The sequence below is a fragment of the Methanothermobacter sp. KEPCO 2 genome (assembly GCF_041228365.1).
GTDB lineage: Archaea > Methanobacteriota > Methanobacteria > Methanobacteriales > Methanothermobacteraceae > Methanothermobacter > Methanothermobacter marburgensis.
Window position 1 is genome coordinate 809,142 of sequence record NZ_CP166185.1, and the last position, 15,991, is coordinate 825,132.

Sequence of the window (15,991 nt, forward strand, 5' to 3'; positions counted from 1 at the left end):
TTAATCCCCTGCAGGTCTAGAGTTTCAGATCATCCGTCACAGGGAGGCCCCTGAGCCAGCCAAGGTCGCTCTGGTATAGCATCCTTATATCCCTTATATCAAATCGTATCATTGCAAGCCTCTCGATACCCAGGCCAAATGCAGCCACAGGGGTCTCAACACCCAGCGGTTCGAGGACCTCTGGCCTGAACATACCCGCCCCTCCAAGTTCTATCCAGCTCTTCTTCTCAGGGAGGTATATTTCACATTCTGTTGAGAGGTAGGTGTAGGGGAAGTAGGCCGGCCTGAACCTCACCTCAAATCCCAGTTTCCTGTAAAACTCCCTTAGTATGCCCAGAAGGTTTCTGAAGTTAACATCCTCACCTGCGACGATACCCTCAACCTGGTGGAACTCAGGCAGATGCTTGTAGGTTATGGTCTCCCTCCTGAAAACCCTGCCAACAGAGAACATCTTGAGGGGTGGTTCATTCTCCCTCAGGAACCTGGCAGATACACAGGTTGTGTGGGTCCTGAGAACGCTCTGCATTGCAACGTCCCTGTCCCATTCATACTGCCAGCCCTCTGATCCGGTGGAGCCCCCTGTTTCATGGGCACTCTGCACCGCCCTCACAAGATCCTCATCCGGGAGTTCGGTTACTGGGGGATTTTTAACGTAGAATGTGTCCTGCATCTCCCTTGCAGCGTGGTCCTGGGGCTGGAAGAGGCAGTCAAAGTTCCAGAAGGCTGATTCAAGAAGTGGACCCCTTGACTCTGTAAACCCCAGTTTAAGGAATATGAGCCTTATCTCATCAATTATGCGCCTCAGTGGGTGCATCTTACCGGGATAAACCACAGGGTACTCTGCATCAATATTGTAACCCCTGTAGTGAAGCTTCCTCCAGGAGCCTGTCTTCAGGTGCTCGTGGGTGACCTGGGTGGCCTCCTCAGCAATCTCCACACCCCTCTCAAGGAGTTTCCGGCCCTCAGGTGTGAGTTCAATCCTGTGTTTCCTGACCTTTTTAATATCAACTATGCCCTTTCTCCCTGCAAGGTCCTTAAGGGCACCCTTTAAGTGTTCAGGAAGTTCCGCGCCCCTTATAGGCCCTTTATCAAGGAGCATTTTAAGGAGTTTCTCGTCATCTCCACTCTCAGGGGGTTTCTCCTGGGTGGGTGAAACCTTCCCATCGGCTATCCTTGCCCATCCCTTTCTCACAAGCCAGCCTATGGCGATCCCTGATTCAGCCTTATCAAGGCCTGCCCTTCTGGAGAGTTCGGACATCTCAAGTTCCCCCTCCCCGGAGATGATATCGATGACCCTCCTCTCTGGAAGGCCTTCAGTTGCATACACCTTCCCGTCATCTGTGAGTGATATTGCTTCATCTACCTCCTTGATGACCCTCACAAATCCCCTTGATTCAAGTGCGCCCGCTGCACTCATCACGGATTTGATATCCATATTCTGTGACTCTGCTATCTCCTCTGGTTTAAGGGGTTTATCTGAATCTTCAAATGCCTTCAGGACCTTTTTTTCGTAAATGTGAAGCTGATCGATTACCCTATCAGGATCCATATCGATTCCTCCGTAAACTGCTCAATCCAGTTTTTAATCTGTGTTCTGAATAAAATAATCAAGAAGACCCACCATTATGGATGACGCTGTAAGATCCGCTGTTGTGCCCGGGTTTAAACCGCTGCTGTGGAGTTTCCTGTCAAACCTTTCAACACGTTTAAGCCCCGCCTCTGTGAGCACACCGCCCCTGTCAACAATCTCGGCGGCCTCCTCTGAAACCTCCTCTGCTATTTTTTCATCATACTTCCTTGCTATGAGGGTGTCCGGGAACCTTGCAAGTATTGTGAGGAATGTCTGGACAACTGCCCGGTTCATCCCATGTTCCCTGACGGTCGCCTTGAACACCGGGAACCCGACATTGAATGTGACTGGCATCCCCGACGTGAGTTCCCTTGCAATGAGGTCCCAGTCAGAGGACATCTTCAGTGTATCGAAGAGTGTGATTTTCTCATCGAGTATCCTCTGCTGTGATGCAGGGTCATTAACATCGAGGCCTTCATGTTCACCCATACCCCCTGGATTCGCAGCAGAAATGGCTCTGTAGAGATTAACAGCATCTTCAGGTGTTGTCTGAAGTATTAACCTGTTCACCTGTTCCCTTAACCCCTGCAGATCCCCTTCATCAACCATTCCTGCGGCTGCTGAGAGTGGTGTAAGGAGCATGACTATACCCAGGTTTGTGTTGGTGGAAACCCATTTCCCGGTATCCTCCACAGCCCTCAGTATGAGTTCCCCCAGTCCAATGGCTGAGAGATCCAAACTATCCCTCAGATCGACACCCCTTCTAGCTGCAAGGCGCATGGTATCCCCGATGACTATCCCGCTCACCAGGAAGTCCTCATAGACCATGTCATCAAAGTCGCGGGTTCTGTGGACGTTCCCTGGTTTCGGATAGCCGCTGACCTCCAGTACAGATGCTATCTGGGCTATCCTTGAAACATAGAGGGGGTCCACTAGATCACCCCCAGAAGTTCCGGTGCGAAGTGTGAGATTATAAGGTCAGCGCCTGCACGTTTTATTGACAGGATAGACTCATATATCGCCTCTTCAGTAAGGTATCCGTTATCTATGGCCGCCCTCAGCATTGAATACTCTCCGCTCACATTGTAGGCTGCAAGGGGGACCCTGAATCTGTCCTTCACAGCCCCTATCACATCCAGGTATGCCAGGGCGGGCTTCACCATCAGTATATCGGCGCCCTCCTCAAGGTCAAGTTGCGCCTCCATGAGGGCCTCGCTGACATTTGCAGGGTCCATCTGATATGACCTGCGGTCACCGAATGCTGGGGCTGAGAAGACCGCTTCACGGAATGGTGCGTAGAATGCGGATGCATACTTGACGGCATAGGACATTATCAGCGTGTCACTGAAACCTGCATCATCCAGGGCCCGCCGTATAGCTGCAACACGCCCATCCATCATATCTGAGGGGGCAACCACATCTGCACCGGCCTCTGCATGGGAGAGGGCTATCCTTGCAAGGACATCAAGGGTTTCATCATTGACAACCTCCCCATCAACGACGATACCGCAGTGGCCATGGGTTGTGTACTGGCAGAGGCAGACATCTGTCATAACAACGAGTTCTGTCTCCTCCTTCAACCTCCTAACGGTCCTCTGCACAGCGCCATCAGGGTCATATGCTGATGAGGCAAGCTCATCCTTGGTGGATGGCATGCCAAATAAAAGGACAGCTGAAAGCCCCTCATCCTCAAGTCTGGATGCCTCAGAGACCGCATCATCCACAGAGTACCTGTACTGTCCAGGCATTGTGTCTATGGCCTCACGTTCACCCCCTTCAAGTTTTTCACTCACAAAAATGGGGTAGATGAGGTCTGATGAGTGCAGCCGTGTTTCTCGGAGAATGTCACGTATCTGTGGACTCTTCCGCAATCTTCGCATCCTTTTTGTGGGAAACTCCATAATATCACTCACAGGTAACTCTTAAAAGATTGAACAGAATAAATATTACATTTTCACCGCTAAAAAACATAACGCCCGGACGCTGTACTGACCTGAAGGACGTTTCACTGACATCACGATTCAACGTCCACAAGGACCTCAACCCTCCTTACAGCCTCATCAACAGCATCAGGATCCATAACTACTTTCAGGGCATCTTGGGGGCACCTCTCAGCGCATCTTCCGCATATGAGGCACCTCCCGGTATCATGGTGTGCTCCCCCTTCACTGATGGCACCTGTAAAACATGCCTCCTCACAGCGCCCGCAGAGAACACAGCTTTCAGCGTCCCTTACGATACTGACCCCCTCCATTGGTGTTATGGACGACGCTATGTCCTCAGAGAGGAGGGGAGTCATCCTCCAGAGACAGCAGCATTCACAGCAGTTGCAGACAGAAAGTAATTCATCGTGTGGGCCTGAATTGAGCCAGACAGAGTCTATCCTGTTTCTACCTATTATATGGACCAGGCCCGCCTCCCTGCACCTTTCAATGTGTTCAAGGGCCTTCTCCTTTGATATGAGGCTCCCTACCTTATCTGATATCCTGAGTGCCCCTGGGCCCAGGAAGAGGCAGCCAAGATCGTGGGGGTAGTCACTGCATCCCGAGGAAACCCTGCATATGCAGAAGTCCATCCTGAATATGTGCTTTGAGCGAAGTATCATCCTCCTTAGAACATCTGAGGGCAGTGCAGTGTTCTCTGGTGGCTGGAAACTCCTGTTTACCTCAACCGACACGTCCCTGGGTATGACCTGTATATCGTCCCCCTCAAAAAACAATCTCTTAACAATTTTCCTGAAGGTATCTGACCTTTCAGTGATCCTGGCAAGTTCGAATCTCCTCTGGAAGGTTCTTTTTATTATTGCAATGCTCAGATCAGTGAAATCAATCACCTGAATCACCATAGAGTCTCTGTGGGAGGGGATCCCCCTCACCATGAACCCGCCCCCGGTAATACAGTTTTCCGTGCCTTACAATGAGGGCATGGTACTCCTGGAAGACCCTGAAATCAGGTTCAAGGCCTTCTTCAAAGATCCCCTTTATCACCGAATAGCCCTCATCTCCCCCTATAATGCCAGTATGGGATAATATCCTCCTTGTGTATGCATCAACCACGAATTCAGGTTTTCTGTATCCATAGAGGAGGATGGAGTCTGCGGTCTCATATCCAACACCCCTTACCCCCAGGAGCTCCTTCCTGGATGGTGTGGCGCCCTCAAGGGATATGAAGAACTCTGAAATCTCTCTCAGGTATGATGCCTTCTGCCTGTAGAAGCCGGCACATCTGAGGGCGCCCTCAAGTTCATCGTCCTCAGCTGCAAGTATACCCTCAGGTTCAAGGACATTCATTGATGCAAGGTTGCGGAGTGCAGCTGCGGCAGAGTCCCATGACGTGTTCTGGGTGAGTATTGCCCCTGCCATCACCTCAAAGATCTCCCTCTCAGATGAGGGTAGGTTGTAGTCGCCAGGGTGGTACCTGAGTTTGAGGGTATCCCTATCAAGGAGTGGCCACCACCCCTGGGGGCCATAGAGTTCCATGAGCACACTGTAGATATCCCTGAGCACCTTCATGTATAGGGATAAGTATGAAGACCACAGTTAAAGGTTTAGGTTACATGCACTGATAGCATGTGGATGTGTCGCAGCCTACTCAGGATACCTGAATAAAATGCCGCGCTATAACACCCATGAATGCTCTTCAGTTCTTTAGATCCACAAACACATGGGCTTAGGGAAATAAGTTCAACAATGCTCTGAAAAATCTGCACACATCTGCTTCAGCTGATCAGTTTATTAATTAAAAACTACACAGATAACTGCATGAAATATGAAATTATACACAGACCAAGTTACAGCATGGCCAATATCCAGCTTGAAAGCGGTGAAGCCATAAAGGCAGAGGCCGGTGCAATGGTGAGTATGAGCTCCAACATAGAGATCCAGACCGAAACAGGGGGTCTTCTGGGGGCTGTTAAGAGATCCATGCTTGGGGGGGAAAGCGTCTTCCTCAACACCTTCCGTTCCCAGGGGAGGGGTGAGATACAGCTTGCACCATCATACCCAGGGGATGTTGAGGTCATTGAAACCCATGAAACAGTCTATGCTCAGAGCGGCTCATTCATGGCGGCTTCAGAGGATGTGGAGATAGATACAAAATTTGGGGGTTTCAAAACATTCTTCGGAAGTGAGGGCCTCTTCCTGCTTAAACTGAGGGCCTCTGGACCCATATTCCTCTCAAGTTTCGGGGCAATATACCACAGGGAACTTGTGAATGAGAGGTTCGTGGTGGACACAGGCCACATCGTAGCCTTCACAGAGGGCCTTGACTTCCATGTGCGAAAGATCGGAGGACTTAAAAGCACATTTCTCAGTGGAGAGGGACTTGTAGCCGAATTTGAAGGTACAGGAACCGTTTACATGCAGACAAGAAGTGTTGATAGCTTCGTTGGATGGTTAATACCCATGCTCCCCTCAAGGGATTAAATCGATGAATTCATAACTCCATGGTGGTGATTCGGTGGCTGGGAACAGTACCGGCAAAGTATTCAGGGTTACAACCTTCGGGTCCAGCCATGGACCTGCACTTGGGGCGGTTATCGATGGCTGCCCCGCAGGCCTTGAACTGAGTGAAGAGGACATCCAGAGGGAACTAGACAGGAGAAGACCCGGTACGAGCAGTTTAACCACCCCCAGGGGTGAAATGGACAGGGTTGAGATACTTTCAGGGATATTCAAGGGTAAAACAGACGGGACCCCCATAGCCGGAATTGTCAGGAACCGTGACGTTGACTCTGCAAGTTACAGTAACCTCAAGTCGGTGCCAAGACCCGGCCACGGCGACTACACCTGGAGGGCCAGGTTCGGCCACTATGACCACCGTGGAGGTGGCCGTGGAAGTGGAAGGGTAACCATTGGACACGTGATTGGCGGGGCGGTTGCAAAGAAACTCATCGGAACCCATGGTATCCAGGTGAACGCACACGTGGTACAGGTGGGTGACATCAGGGCAGACCGGGTAAACCTGAAACTGATAGGGGAGTACGCAGAGAGAAACCCCGTTAGATGTGCTGATCCCGCTGCGGCCAGGTTGATGGAGAAAGCCATCCTTGATGCTAAGGAAATGGGTGACTCTGTTGGTGGAGTCGTTGAGGTTGTGGCGCTGGGGGTGCCGGCCGGGCTTGGAGACCCTGTCTTCAGTAAACTTGACGCTGACCTTGCAGCCGCACTCATGGGTATCGGGGCTGTGAAGGGTGTGGAGATAGGAATGGGATTTGAGGTTGCAGAACACCATGCCAGTGAAATAAACGACGAGTTCTACATCGCTGGCGGTGAAATAAGGACAACCACCAACACCTCAGGGGGTATACTCGGGGGTATATCCAGCGGCATGCCCATAACTGCAAGGATAGCTGTGAAGCCCACACCATCAATATCGCTGCCCCAGAGAAGCGTCGACCTTGAGAGGATGGAGGAGACCGGGATTGAGATCCATGGAAGGCACGACCCCTGCATATGCCCGAGGGTTGTGCCGGTTGCCGAGGCCGCAGTTGCGATGGTCCTTGCAGACCACATGATAAGGGCAGGTTTCATCCACCCCACAGATATAAGCAAGCAGAAAAATGACGGATAAACTGGTGGAATTCCTTGAGGAGCTCAGCAGGGCGCTTATAGCCTCAGGAAACTCTGTTTCCGAAACTGAAAGAATTTTAAGGGGCGTTGCAGAGTCACAGAATGTGGAGGTTGAGGTTTCGGTCCTCCCAACCATGCTGATAATCAAGGCTGGCGGGGAGACATCACGGATGAGCCTTGCAGCCCAGTCACCCGGTGTGATGCCTCTCCACCAGGTTACAAAGATTTACAGGCTCATTGACGATGTCAGGTCAGGCGGGACTGAAATCAGCGACGCAATTGATGAACTCAGGGAAATAGTGGGTGGACCCCACAGGTTCGGGCGCTACGGGATGTTCCTGGGGTACCTGCTTCTCTCGGTGGGGATAGCCTTCCTAATACAGCCTGATCTGAACCTTGTGGTCTACTCCTCCCTTCTAAGCGTGATATCAGGCGCGCTGATAGTGCTGGGTTACGGTAACAGGAGGCTCTCCCTAATCATGCCTGTACTTGCCTCCTTCACGGTTTCAGGTGTTGCATTCTTTCTGATAAGGGCAGGGGCCGTCACAGGTAACCTCACCCTCATTGTACCCCCACTCATATACTTCATCCCGGGGGTCACCCTCACAACGGGCATATATGAACTTGCAAGCGGTGAACTGGTATCAGGATCCAGCAGGGTGATATACGGCTGCATGCTCCTTCTGCTCCTGGTATTCGGTGTTCTGATGGGTATGCAGATCAATGGATTTCCCCAGGAAGAATTCGCGGCAATCAAAATTTCAACACTTAGTTACAGTCCCTACATTGGCGCTGTGCTCTTTGCGGCTGGAATATACCTCTTCCTATCGGTTTACAGAAGCGATTTTCCCTGGATACTCCTTGTGCTCTACACGGCACTTGTTGGTCAGCAGCTTGGAAACACCATGGGGGGTGGGCTTCTTGGGGCCTTTCTGGGTGCCCTCTCCATGACCCTGGTGGCGAGGGCCATTGAGATGGCCGGTAAAACCCCACACTTTGTCACGCTCTACCCCGCCTTCTGGTTCCTTGCACCGGGGTCCATAGGGTTCATAGGACTTGCCAATCTCCTCGGGAAGAACTACCTGACCTCCATTGCTGAGATAACACTCTTTTCAATGACGGTGATTGCAATAGCCCTCGGACTCCTGGTTGGAGCCCTTCTGACCGAACCATTCCATGAAAAAATAAGAGCCCCGAGCGGGGATTGAACCCGCGACCTCGGGATTACGAATCCCGCGCTCTCCCACCTAAGCTACCGGGGCATGTCAAGAATTAATGCATTTTTATTATATAAAATTTTGGTGCTCCAGGTTCTCACCTTTCAGCACCATCTCAGGCAAAATCAGCGGATCATGTTAAAAATGCCGCTCTCATCCAGTTCAATTTTCATCCCATCCCTCGCTGCCAGTGTACGGATCCCTGTGACCTCCTGAACCCTGAATGCCTCCATTTCAGGGTCATTGAGTATCATCTTCATTCCAAGGTGGCTCATCACCGCAAGTCCCGGTTCAACCTCCTCAACGAGTTTTATGAAGTCATCGGTGCACATGTGACCCCTTATATGGTCATTCCCGGGCCTTATGACGCTTGCTATGAGAACATCCGCGTCCCTGTGGTATTCTGAGAGCCCATCAAAGTATTCTGTATCCGATGTGTAGGATACTGTAAGATCACCAGCCCTCAGTTTGAATCCCACCCCTGTGGGGTCTCCATGCACGGTCCCTGTACCCATCACCTCAATCTCCCCTATCTCCACGGTCTCGCCGGGGGATAGTGTCAGGCAGCGAGATTTTCTCTTGTGATAATCTGATATGCAGGGACCCCAGTCCCTGTAGCCATCTATGACACTCACACTACCCACAACAGTCCCGTTCTGGCGGGTCATCCCCCTTGTCATCGCCTCTATGAGTACCTCGGCGTCGGTGTAATGGTCAGTATGTGAATGTGAGACCATGACTGCATCCAGTTTTCTGGGGTCAGCATCGAACTGGTAGGACCTCACAAGGGCACCCGGGCCGGGATCCACATGGATGTTCATTCCACCGATTCCATCAATTCTAAGTCCGCCGGTCATCCTCTTCTGTGTTATGGTGGCGAAATCGTCCGCCACCACTCCCCAGAAATGTTAGCCTCATTTTATATCACCTATCTATGTAATGGGGGGAGATTATAAAAATCTATTCCCCTGACGCATTTCCTAAAACCCTATTCCTCAGTGCGGCAGATTATGACGTCGCACTCAAGTTTTATGTCCCTTCCGTCCACGCAGAGGTTCTCGTTCCTCACAGCGACCCTCTCACCTGCAGCCACCGCAACATCGTCTGAGAGCCTCATGAGAACATTCTCACCGGGGCCTGCAACACGTTTCCATCTGGTGTCGTAGGCCTCGACACCATCTGAAAGTTTTACCTCAACATGGTTGCCGTCCTGACTGATTACACGGCCAACCTCCCCCTCAGTGAGTATTCTGGATGCCAGTTTCATCTCCTCTCTGCGATCAAGCATCTCCTGTTTAAGTTTAGCCCTCCACTTCTGGAGGAGCCGGACGTCCCTAACGATTGTATCGCTGAGAAGCTTATGTGCGCTCCTCTTATCCAGTGAGGGGCTCTTCATGAATATATCATATTTACTGCCAACTGAGGGGGTTCTGGATGAAACGTAATCCATGAGTTCCCTGAAAAGATTTTCAACCTCCTTGAGGGTCGTCTTTGTCTTCCACCTCTTCTTAAGGAACCTGTTTGTCAGTTCCTTGGCCACCTTATTTCCAAAGACGATTATCGCAGTTTCACCCTTCTCCATGCTGGTTATCCTTGAGCCTGTGAGATCTATTATCTGATAGGCGCCTGTTGTTGCGTATATCCTTCTCCTCTTTGTCTCGAATGGGGTTTTCTGGCTTATCTCACCAACAACCACATCCCCCAGGCTTCTCACCTTGGCTGTGTCATCTGTGACCTTTATACTGACACCAAGCTCCGACGCCCTCCTGTGGAGTTCATCGTCACTCTTTATCTTCCCACTGTATAGTTCCTCTTCAAGCTTTTCCCTCTTTGATTTATCCCCAAAGTAGGCTATTCTGCGTTTGTCTCCTGCTATCACGCATCCCCTGGTACTTATGTATGTTATGATGAGACTCATTGTGGATCACCCAACAGGTACCATATTTGATTGGGGAAATAATAAATGATTCGAATCCTCCACCCAGGCACCCCTCTTAATATTAATAAAGCCGGATCAACATAATTGATGTTGAGGGGAGGAAATGAAAGGTAAAGAATTCACTAATTCTCTGATAAATGAAAAGAGTCCCTACCTGCTTCAGCATGCCCACAACCCTGTTAACTGGTATCCTTGGGGGGATGAGGCATTTCAGCGGGCAAGGGAGGAAGAAAAACCCATATTTCTATCCATAGGCTACTCAACATGTCACTGGTGCCATGTGATGGCACGGGAATCCTTTGAGGACCCTGCAATCGCAGACATACTCAATGAAAACTTTGTTGCCGTGAAGGTGGACAGGGAGGAGCGCCCTGACATCGACGCCATATACATGAAGGTCTGCCAGATGATGACCGGAACAGGTGGCTGGCCCCTCACAATCATCATGACCCCTGAGGGGGAACCATTCTTTGCAGGAACCTACTTCCCACCCGACGACCGTGGCGGTGTACCCGGCCTCAGGACAATCCTCGAAAGGGTGGTTCTGCTCTGGAAAAACGATCCTGAGGGAATAGTAAAAACTGCCAGGGAGGTTGTCAGTGTCCTTAAGAAATCCATAAAAGAATCATCCGAACTCAAACCTGAAACCGTGGATGCAGCATATGAGTATCTAAGGAGGAACTTCGATACCCGGAACGGCGGCTTCGGGTCCTACCAGAAGTTCCCGACACCCCACAACATCTACTTCCTCCTGAGGTATCACCTTAGGCGAGGGGATGATGAGGCCCTGAGGATGGTTAACCTTACCCTAAGGAGGATGAGGTACGGGGGCATATATGACCAGCTGGGCTACGGATTCCACAGATACGCGGTTGAGCCCACCTGGACTGTGCCACACTTTGAGAAGATGCTCTATGATCAGGCACTGATACTGAAAGCCTACCTGGAGGCCTTCCAGGTTACCGGTGATGATCTCTACAAAAAAACCGCCCTTGAGATTGTTGAATACGTTCTTGGAAACCTCCAGTCCCCTGAGGGGGCTTTCTATTCAGCTGAGGATGCCGAGAGTGAGGGAGTTGAGGGTAAGTACTACCTCTGGAGGGCCTCTGAGATACGCGAGGTCCTGGGGGATGACGCAGACGTTGTAATGCGCTACTTCAACGTCCTTGAGGATGGAAACTTTGCAGGTGATGTGAGGGGGGAGAACATACTCCACATCGGCTCCCCAGAGAGGGTTGCAGATGAGTTCAACCTCACGCCTGGTGAGCTCAATGAGATCATAGAGACTGCAAGAAGGCACCTCCTTGAGAGGAGGATGGAGCGACCGGCCCCCGCACTGGACGATAAGATATTAACGGACTGGAACGGCCTTATGCTTGGGGCCCTTGCAGCGTGTGGGAGGATCCTCGACAGCGAAGAGGCCCTGGCCGCCGCAGAGAGGTGCCTCAAATTCATCATGGACAACCTGCACGTGGATGGTGAGCTTCTTCACCGCTACCGTGACGGGGACGCTGGAATAGACGGGAAGCTCGATGATTACGCATTCCTCATCTGGGGACTCCTTGAGATGTATGATGCCACCTTCAGGGAGGGTTACGTTGAGATGGCCCTTGAACTATCAGAATCCCTTGAGAATAGATTCGGTGCCCCTGATGGTGGATTCTATTCAACCGATGACCCCAAGCTAATAGTAAAACCCATGGATGCGACTGATGGTGCTATACCCTCAGGAAACTCTGTGCAGATGCTTAACCTCCTGAGGCTGGGGGGCATCCTCGAGGATGATGATCTAACAGAATCTGCCAGGGACGTAATGAGGGCCTTTGCCGGTGATGTTGAATCTGCGCCGGCAGCCCACACATTCCTTCTCTCCAATTTAGAGTGGGCCACCAGTGGCGGGAGGTCACTCACCGTCGTCTGCAGCGGAAACCCCATTATACCCCTGGAGCTCAGGAAGAAACTGATACCCGACTTCACCATTACCGTTATGCCCCATGACTGGCCCATTGCACCTCCGCACCTCAGGGATAAGGGGGCTCCGTCTGAGGGCTGCGCCTACTACCTCTGTGATGGCAGCAGATGCTATCCCCCGCTGAATGACCCCAGAGACGTCCTGAAACAACTGGGGGTGATCTAAATGGAAATGCACAGACACCATGAAATGGAATACAGGAGGCGGTTCATTATATGCCTCATCCTCACCATCCCTGTTATCCTGCTTGGTGAACTTCCCACAGGGACCGTTCTGGTAAGCTTTGAGGGTAGTGAACTGGCTGTTCTCATCATATCATCCATCATATTCTTCTATGGGGGCTACCCCTTCCTGAGGGGATCCCTGAGGGAGATCTCATCCAGAACACCCGGTATGATGACCCTCATCGCAGTGGCCATAACCGTGGCGTACATCTACAGCCTGGGGGTACTGGCGGGCCTTGATGGTATGACATTCTTCGTTGAACTTGTAACCCTCATTGACGTCATGCTACTGGGGCACTGGATCGAGATGAGATCCGTCCGAAGCGCCTCAGGGGCCATTGAGAGGCTTGCAAGGCTTATCCCCAAGAAGGCCCACCTCCTGGTCGACGGGAAGGTTGAGGATGTGGATGTGGCCGACCTCAAACCAGGTGACATTGTGCTTGTGAGGTCAGCGGAGAAGATACCCACGGATGGAACCGTGATAAAGGGGGAGTCCCATGTAAATGAGGCGCTGCTCACAGGGGAATCAGTTCCCGTCAGAAAGTCCCCCGGTGACCGGGTTATTGGGGGTTCCATCAATACCGGAGGCTCCCTGACCGTGGAGGTGGAGCGTGTTGGTGAGGAATCATTCATCTCCCAGATAATCCAGCTTGTGGGAACGGCCCAGGAGGGAAGGACAAGAACGCAGGTGCTGGCAGACAGGGCGGCATTCTGGTTAACACTTGTTGCCCTTACAGGGGGGGCCCTCACATTCACAGCGTGGTACGCACTTGGTATGGGAGCCTTCTTCTCACTTGAAAGGTCAGTGACGGTCATGGTCACCGCCTGCCCCCATGCCCTGGGACTTGCAATACCCCTTGTGATAGCGGTATCCACCGCAATCTCAGCAGGAAGGGGGATACTCATAAGGAACAGGGAAGCCTTCGAGAACGCCATGAACCCTGATGTTGTTGTCTTTGACAAGACAGGAACACTGACTGTGGGTGAACTCGGAATAACCGATGTCATATCCTTTGACCCTGAAATGGATGAGGGGGAGATACTATCCTATGCTGCAGCCGTTGAGTCAGCCTCCAGTCACCCCATAGCCAGGGGTATAGTTGAGGCCGTGGATGAGGTGCTCCCTGTGGAGAACTTTGCGGCGATAGGTGGAAGGGGCGTCATGGGGCATGTGAACGGCTCAAGGGTGAAGGTACTCAGCCACAGTTACACAGAGGAACTCGGACTCATGGTCAAGGACCCCCGGGTTGATGAACTCATGGAGCAGCCAAAAACCACGGTCTTTGTAACCGTGAATGATGAACTCAAGGGCTGCATTGCCCTTGCAGACGTCATACGCCCAGAGGCAAGGGAGGCCATCAGGATTCTCAAATCAAGGGGTATAAGGTGTATGATGTTAACCGGTGACAGCCAGAGGGTCGCCGAGTGGGTTGCCTCTGAACTTGGCATTGAAGAATACCAGGCCGAACTCATCCCCAAGGAGAAATATGAGGTTATCAGTGATCTGCAGGGTGATGGGCTGAGGGTTGCCGTGGTGGGTGATGGTGTCAACGACGCCCCTGCCCTTGCACAGGCAGATATAGGAATAGCCATAGGTGCCGGGACCGACGTGGCTATTGAGAGTGCCGATGTGGTGCTTGTGAGGAGCAACCCCCTGGATGTTGTTGACCTCATGGACCTTGCATCGGCCACCTACAGCAAGATGAAGGAGAACCTGATCTGGGCCACAGGTTACAACGTCATAGCCCTCCCCCTTGCTGCCGGGGTGCTGTATGGTCAGGGCCTTATCCTGACTCCGGCCATGGGGGCCATTCTCATGTCTGTAAGTACCGTCATAGTGGCCCTCAATGCCAAGACATTCAGCTTCAGGGGTCAGAGCGGTTAGGTTCACAGCCAGGAACATAAAATGAAAGGATTTAATATGAGTTGGTGGCATATATTAGGTGGGTGAAAAAAATGAAAAGGACCCTGGAGAACCTTACAAAGGCCTTCATTGGTGAAAGCCAGGCTAGAAACAGGTACACCTTCTATGCGAAAATTGCAAAGAAGGAGGGATTCGAGCAGATATCCGAGATATTCCTGACCACCGCGGACAATGAGAGGGAACACGCCAAGTGGCTCTTCCGCCTCATAAATCAACTCAGAGAGGAAGCAGGGGATGAGCCCGAGTCCATTGTTGTGGATGCCGAGGCCCCCCTCATACTTGGAAGTACCGATGAGAACCTGATAGCTGCCATTGCAGGTGAGCACTACGAGAACAGCGAAATGTACCCTGAATTTGCCGATGTTGCAGAGGAGGAGGGGTACCCTGAGATTGCCAAGAGGCTCAGGGCAATAGGAGAGGCAGAGAAGCACCACGAGGAACGCTACAGGAAGCTCCTTAAACTTGTTGAAACAGGCAAGGTTTACAGCAAGGATGAACCTGTGGTCTGGGTCTGCAGGAAGTGTGGCTACGTCCATGAGGGTACAGAGCCCCCAGAGAAGTGTCCATCATGTGACCACCCCGCCAGGTACTTCCAGGTGAAATGTGAGGAGTACTAGAAGGGAAGCCACATGACAGAAAGGAACCAGATATTCCGGTGCAACGTCTGCGGGAACATCGTTGAGGTGCTCAACCCCGGTGCGGGTCAGCTCGTATGCTGCAACCAGCCAATGGAGCTCCTCGTTGCAAGAAGGACAGATGTTGGGCCTGAAAAGCACGTGCCCGTTGTTGAGAGGAGCGGCGATGGAATCAGGGTTAAAATTGGCGAGGTACCCCACCCAATGGAGGAGAACCATCACATACAGTGGGTGGAGGTCATAGCAGGGGAAGAGGTCCACAGGAGGGATCTCAGTCCAGGTGACAGCCCAGAGGCTGAATTCCCTGTTGACCCTGACTCAGAGTTCATGGTGAGGGCCTACTGCAATATACATGGACTCTGGTACTGAGATGGTCCAATCAACCCTTAATTTTTTTAATCCATAGAATGAATTTTGCTGCTCTAAATTTAAATAGGAAGTATCTGGGCATGTATTAGTATCTACGGGATCCTCTGGAGAGTTTTTATGGAAGGAGGCTTTATTTTATGAAAATTAAGTATGTAACAATGATAGTTGAAGATATGGATGAATCCGTCCAATTTTACAGGGATGTAATGGGTTTTGAGGTGGATAGCCACTATGACCTCGGAGATCATGGCGAGATAACCCTCCTCAGGGGTGATGGAGAAACCATGGTGGAGCTCATAAGGAATCCCATCAATAAACACGGACTATTCTCAGTGGGAATGGACGTTGATGACCTTGAAGTCACACTAAGGGAGCTGAGATCCCGTGGGGCAAAGGTTGTAATGGAACCAACACCCATAACGGTGGGAAAACTTGCATTCATAGAGGACCCCAATGGGGTGAGGATAGCCCTGATTCAGCACATGGACAGTGAGTGAAGATTAATTTACAGACTATCTGACTCCATACCAGTGAAGAATCCTGACACCATAAACCCATAGTTACAGACCAT

The 15,991-nt window shown here is 51.4% G+C and carries 15 protein-coding genes and 1 tRNA gene; 8 read left to right on the forward strand and 8 right to left on the reverse strand.

Annotation, left to right across the window (positions count from 1 at the left end; all coding sequences use genetic code 11):
* Positions 1 to 16: 16 nt before the first annotated feature.
* From AB9H23_RS04265 to AB9H23_RS04285, 5 genes are all read right to left on the reverse strand, one after another.
* On the reverse strand, positions 17 to 1,549 hold the full coding sequence (locus AB9H23_RS04265) for a phenylalanine--tRNA ligase subunit alpha (protein WP_321210823.1): 1,533 nt from the start codon (positions 1,547 to 1,549) through the stop codon (positions 17 to 19).
* Between the two features lie 33 nt (positions 1,550 to 1,582).
* Complete coding sequence (locus tag AB9H23_RS04270; protein ID WP_321210824.1) at positions 1,583 to 2,503, reverse strand: triphosphoribosyl-dephospho-CoA synthase; 921 nt, start codon at positions 2,501 to 2,503, stop codon at positions 1,583 to 1,585.
* Entirely contained in the window at positions 2,503 to 3,471 is a 969-nt protein-coding gene (hemB, locus tag AB9H23_RS04275) for a porphobilinogen synthase (protein ID WP_321210825.1), read from the reverse strand. Before hemB ends, AB9H23_RS04270 begins: the two co-directional genes overlap by 1 nt.
* Positions 3,472 to 3,584: 113 nt before the next feature.
* Entirely contained in the window at positions 3,585 to 4,403 is an 819-nt protein-coding gene (locus AB9H23_RS04280; RefSeq protein WP_370005782.1) for a 4Fe-4S binding protein, read from the reverse strand.
* Positions 4,396 to 5,082 (reverse strand): endonuclease III domain-containing protein, encoded by a 687-nt coding sequence (locus AB9H23_RS04285; RefSeq protein WP_370005784.1) that lies wholly within the window; start codon positions 5,080 to 5,082, stop codon positions 4,396 to 4,398. Before AB9H23_RS04285 ends, AB9H23_RS04280 begins: the two co-directional genes overlap by 8 nt.
* A 249-nt stretch (positions 5,083 to 5,331) precedes the next feature.
* Here AB9H23_RS04285 and AB9H23_RS04290 point away from each other — a divergent pair, with 249 nt between their 5' ends.
* From AB9H23_RS04290 to AB9H23_RS04300, 3 genes are read left to right on the forward strand one after another with little or no spacing between them, the layout of a single operon-like run.
* The gene (locus AB9H23_RS04290; RefSeq protein ID WP_370005787.1) at positions 5,332 to 5,994 is read left to right on the forward strand and encodes a TIGR00266 family protein; all 663 of its coding nucleotides are present in this window, start codon (positions 5,332 to 5,334) and stop codon (positions 5,992 to 5,994) included.
* Positions 5,995 to 6,028: 34 nt separating this feature from the next.
* Entirely contained in the window at positions 6,029 to 7,141 is a 1,113-nt protein-coding gene (gene aroC / locus AB9H23_RS04295; protein ID WP_321210828.1) for a chorismate synthase, read from the forward strand.
* Positions 7,131 to 8,348, forward strand: coding sequence for a threonine/serine exporter ThrE family protein (locus AB9H23_RS04300; RefSeq protein WP_370005791.1), 1,218 nt, complete (start codon positions 7,131 to 7,133; stop codon positions 8,346 to 8,348). Before aroC ends, AB9H23_RS04300 begins: the two co-directional genes overlap by 11 nt.
* Here the strand turns inward: AB9H23_RS04300 and AB9H23_RS04305 are convergent.
* From AB9H23_RS04305 to AB9H23_RS04315, 3 genes are all read right to left on the reverse strand, one after another.
* Positions 8,330 to 8,402, reverse strand: a tRNA-Thr gene (locus AB9H23_RS04305). The genes AB9H23_RS04300 and AB9H23_RS04305 overlap by 19 nt on opposite strands.
* An 80-nt stretch (positions 8,403 to 8,482) precedes the next feature.
* Positions 8,483 to 9,250, reverse strand: coding sequence for an MBL fold metallo-hydrolase (locus tag AB9H23_RS04310; RefSeq protein ID WP_370005794.1), 768 nt, complete (start codon positions 9,248 to 9,250; stop codon positions 8,483 to 8,485).
* 95 nt (positions 9,251 to 9,345) lie between these two features.
* Positions 9,346 to 10,275, reverse strand: a complete 930-nt coding sequence (locus AB9H23_RS04315; RefSeq protein ID WP_321210830.1) for a DUF2121 family protein — start codon at positions 10,273 to 10,275, stop codon at positions 9,346 to 9,348.
* A 124-nt stretch (positions 10,276 to 10,399) separates the two neighbouring features.
* On the opposite strand from AB9H23_RS04315, the gene AB9H23_RS04320 reads away from it, so the two are divergent.
* The 5 genes from AB9H23_RS04320 (at position 10,400) to AB9H23_RS04340 (ending at position 15,917) form a co-directional block, all read left to right on the forward strand.
* Positions 10,400 to 12,433 carry a thioredoxin domain-containing protein gene (locus AB9H23_RS04320; RefSeq protein WP_370005798.1) on the forward strand — a complete coding sequence of 678 codons (2,034 nt, stop codon included), beginning with the start codon at positions 10,400 to 10,402 and terminating at the stop codon, positions 12,431 to 12,433.
* Complete coding sequence (locus tag AB9H23_RS04325; RefSeq protein WP_321210832.1) at positions 12,434 to 14,377, forward strand: copper-translocating P-type ATPase; 1,944 nt, start codon at positions 12,434 to 12,436, stop codon at positions 14,375 to 14,377.
* 71 nt (positions 14,378 to 14,448) lie between these two features.
* Positions 14,449 to 15,033 carry a rubrerythrin gene (gene rbr, locus AB9H23_RS04330; protein ID WP_370005801.1) on the forward strand — a complete coding sequence of 195 codons (585 nt, stop codon included), beginning with the start codon at positions 14,449 to 14,451 and terminating at the stop codon, positions 15,031 to 15,033.
* A 12-nt stretch (positions 15,034 to 15,045) separates the two neighbouring features.
* The gene (locus AB9H23_RS04335; protein ID WP_370005804.1) at positions 15,046 to 15,420 is read left to right on the forward strand and encodes a desulfoferrodoxin; all 375 of its coding nucleotides are present in this window, start codon (positions 15,046 to 15,048) and stop codon (positions 15,418 to 15,420) included.
* A 137-nt stretch (positions 15,421 to 15,557) separates the two neighbouring features.
* Complete coding sequence (locus AB9H23_RS04340; protein WP_321210834.1) at positions 15,558 to 15,917, forward strand: VOC family protein; 360 nt, start codon at positions 15,558 to 15,560, stop codon at positions 15,915 to 15,917.
* The last annotated feature ends 74 nt before the right edge of the window (positions 15,918 to 15,991 follow it).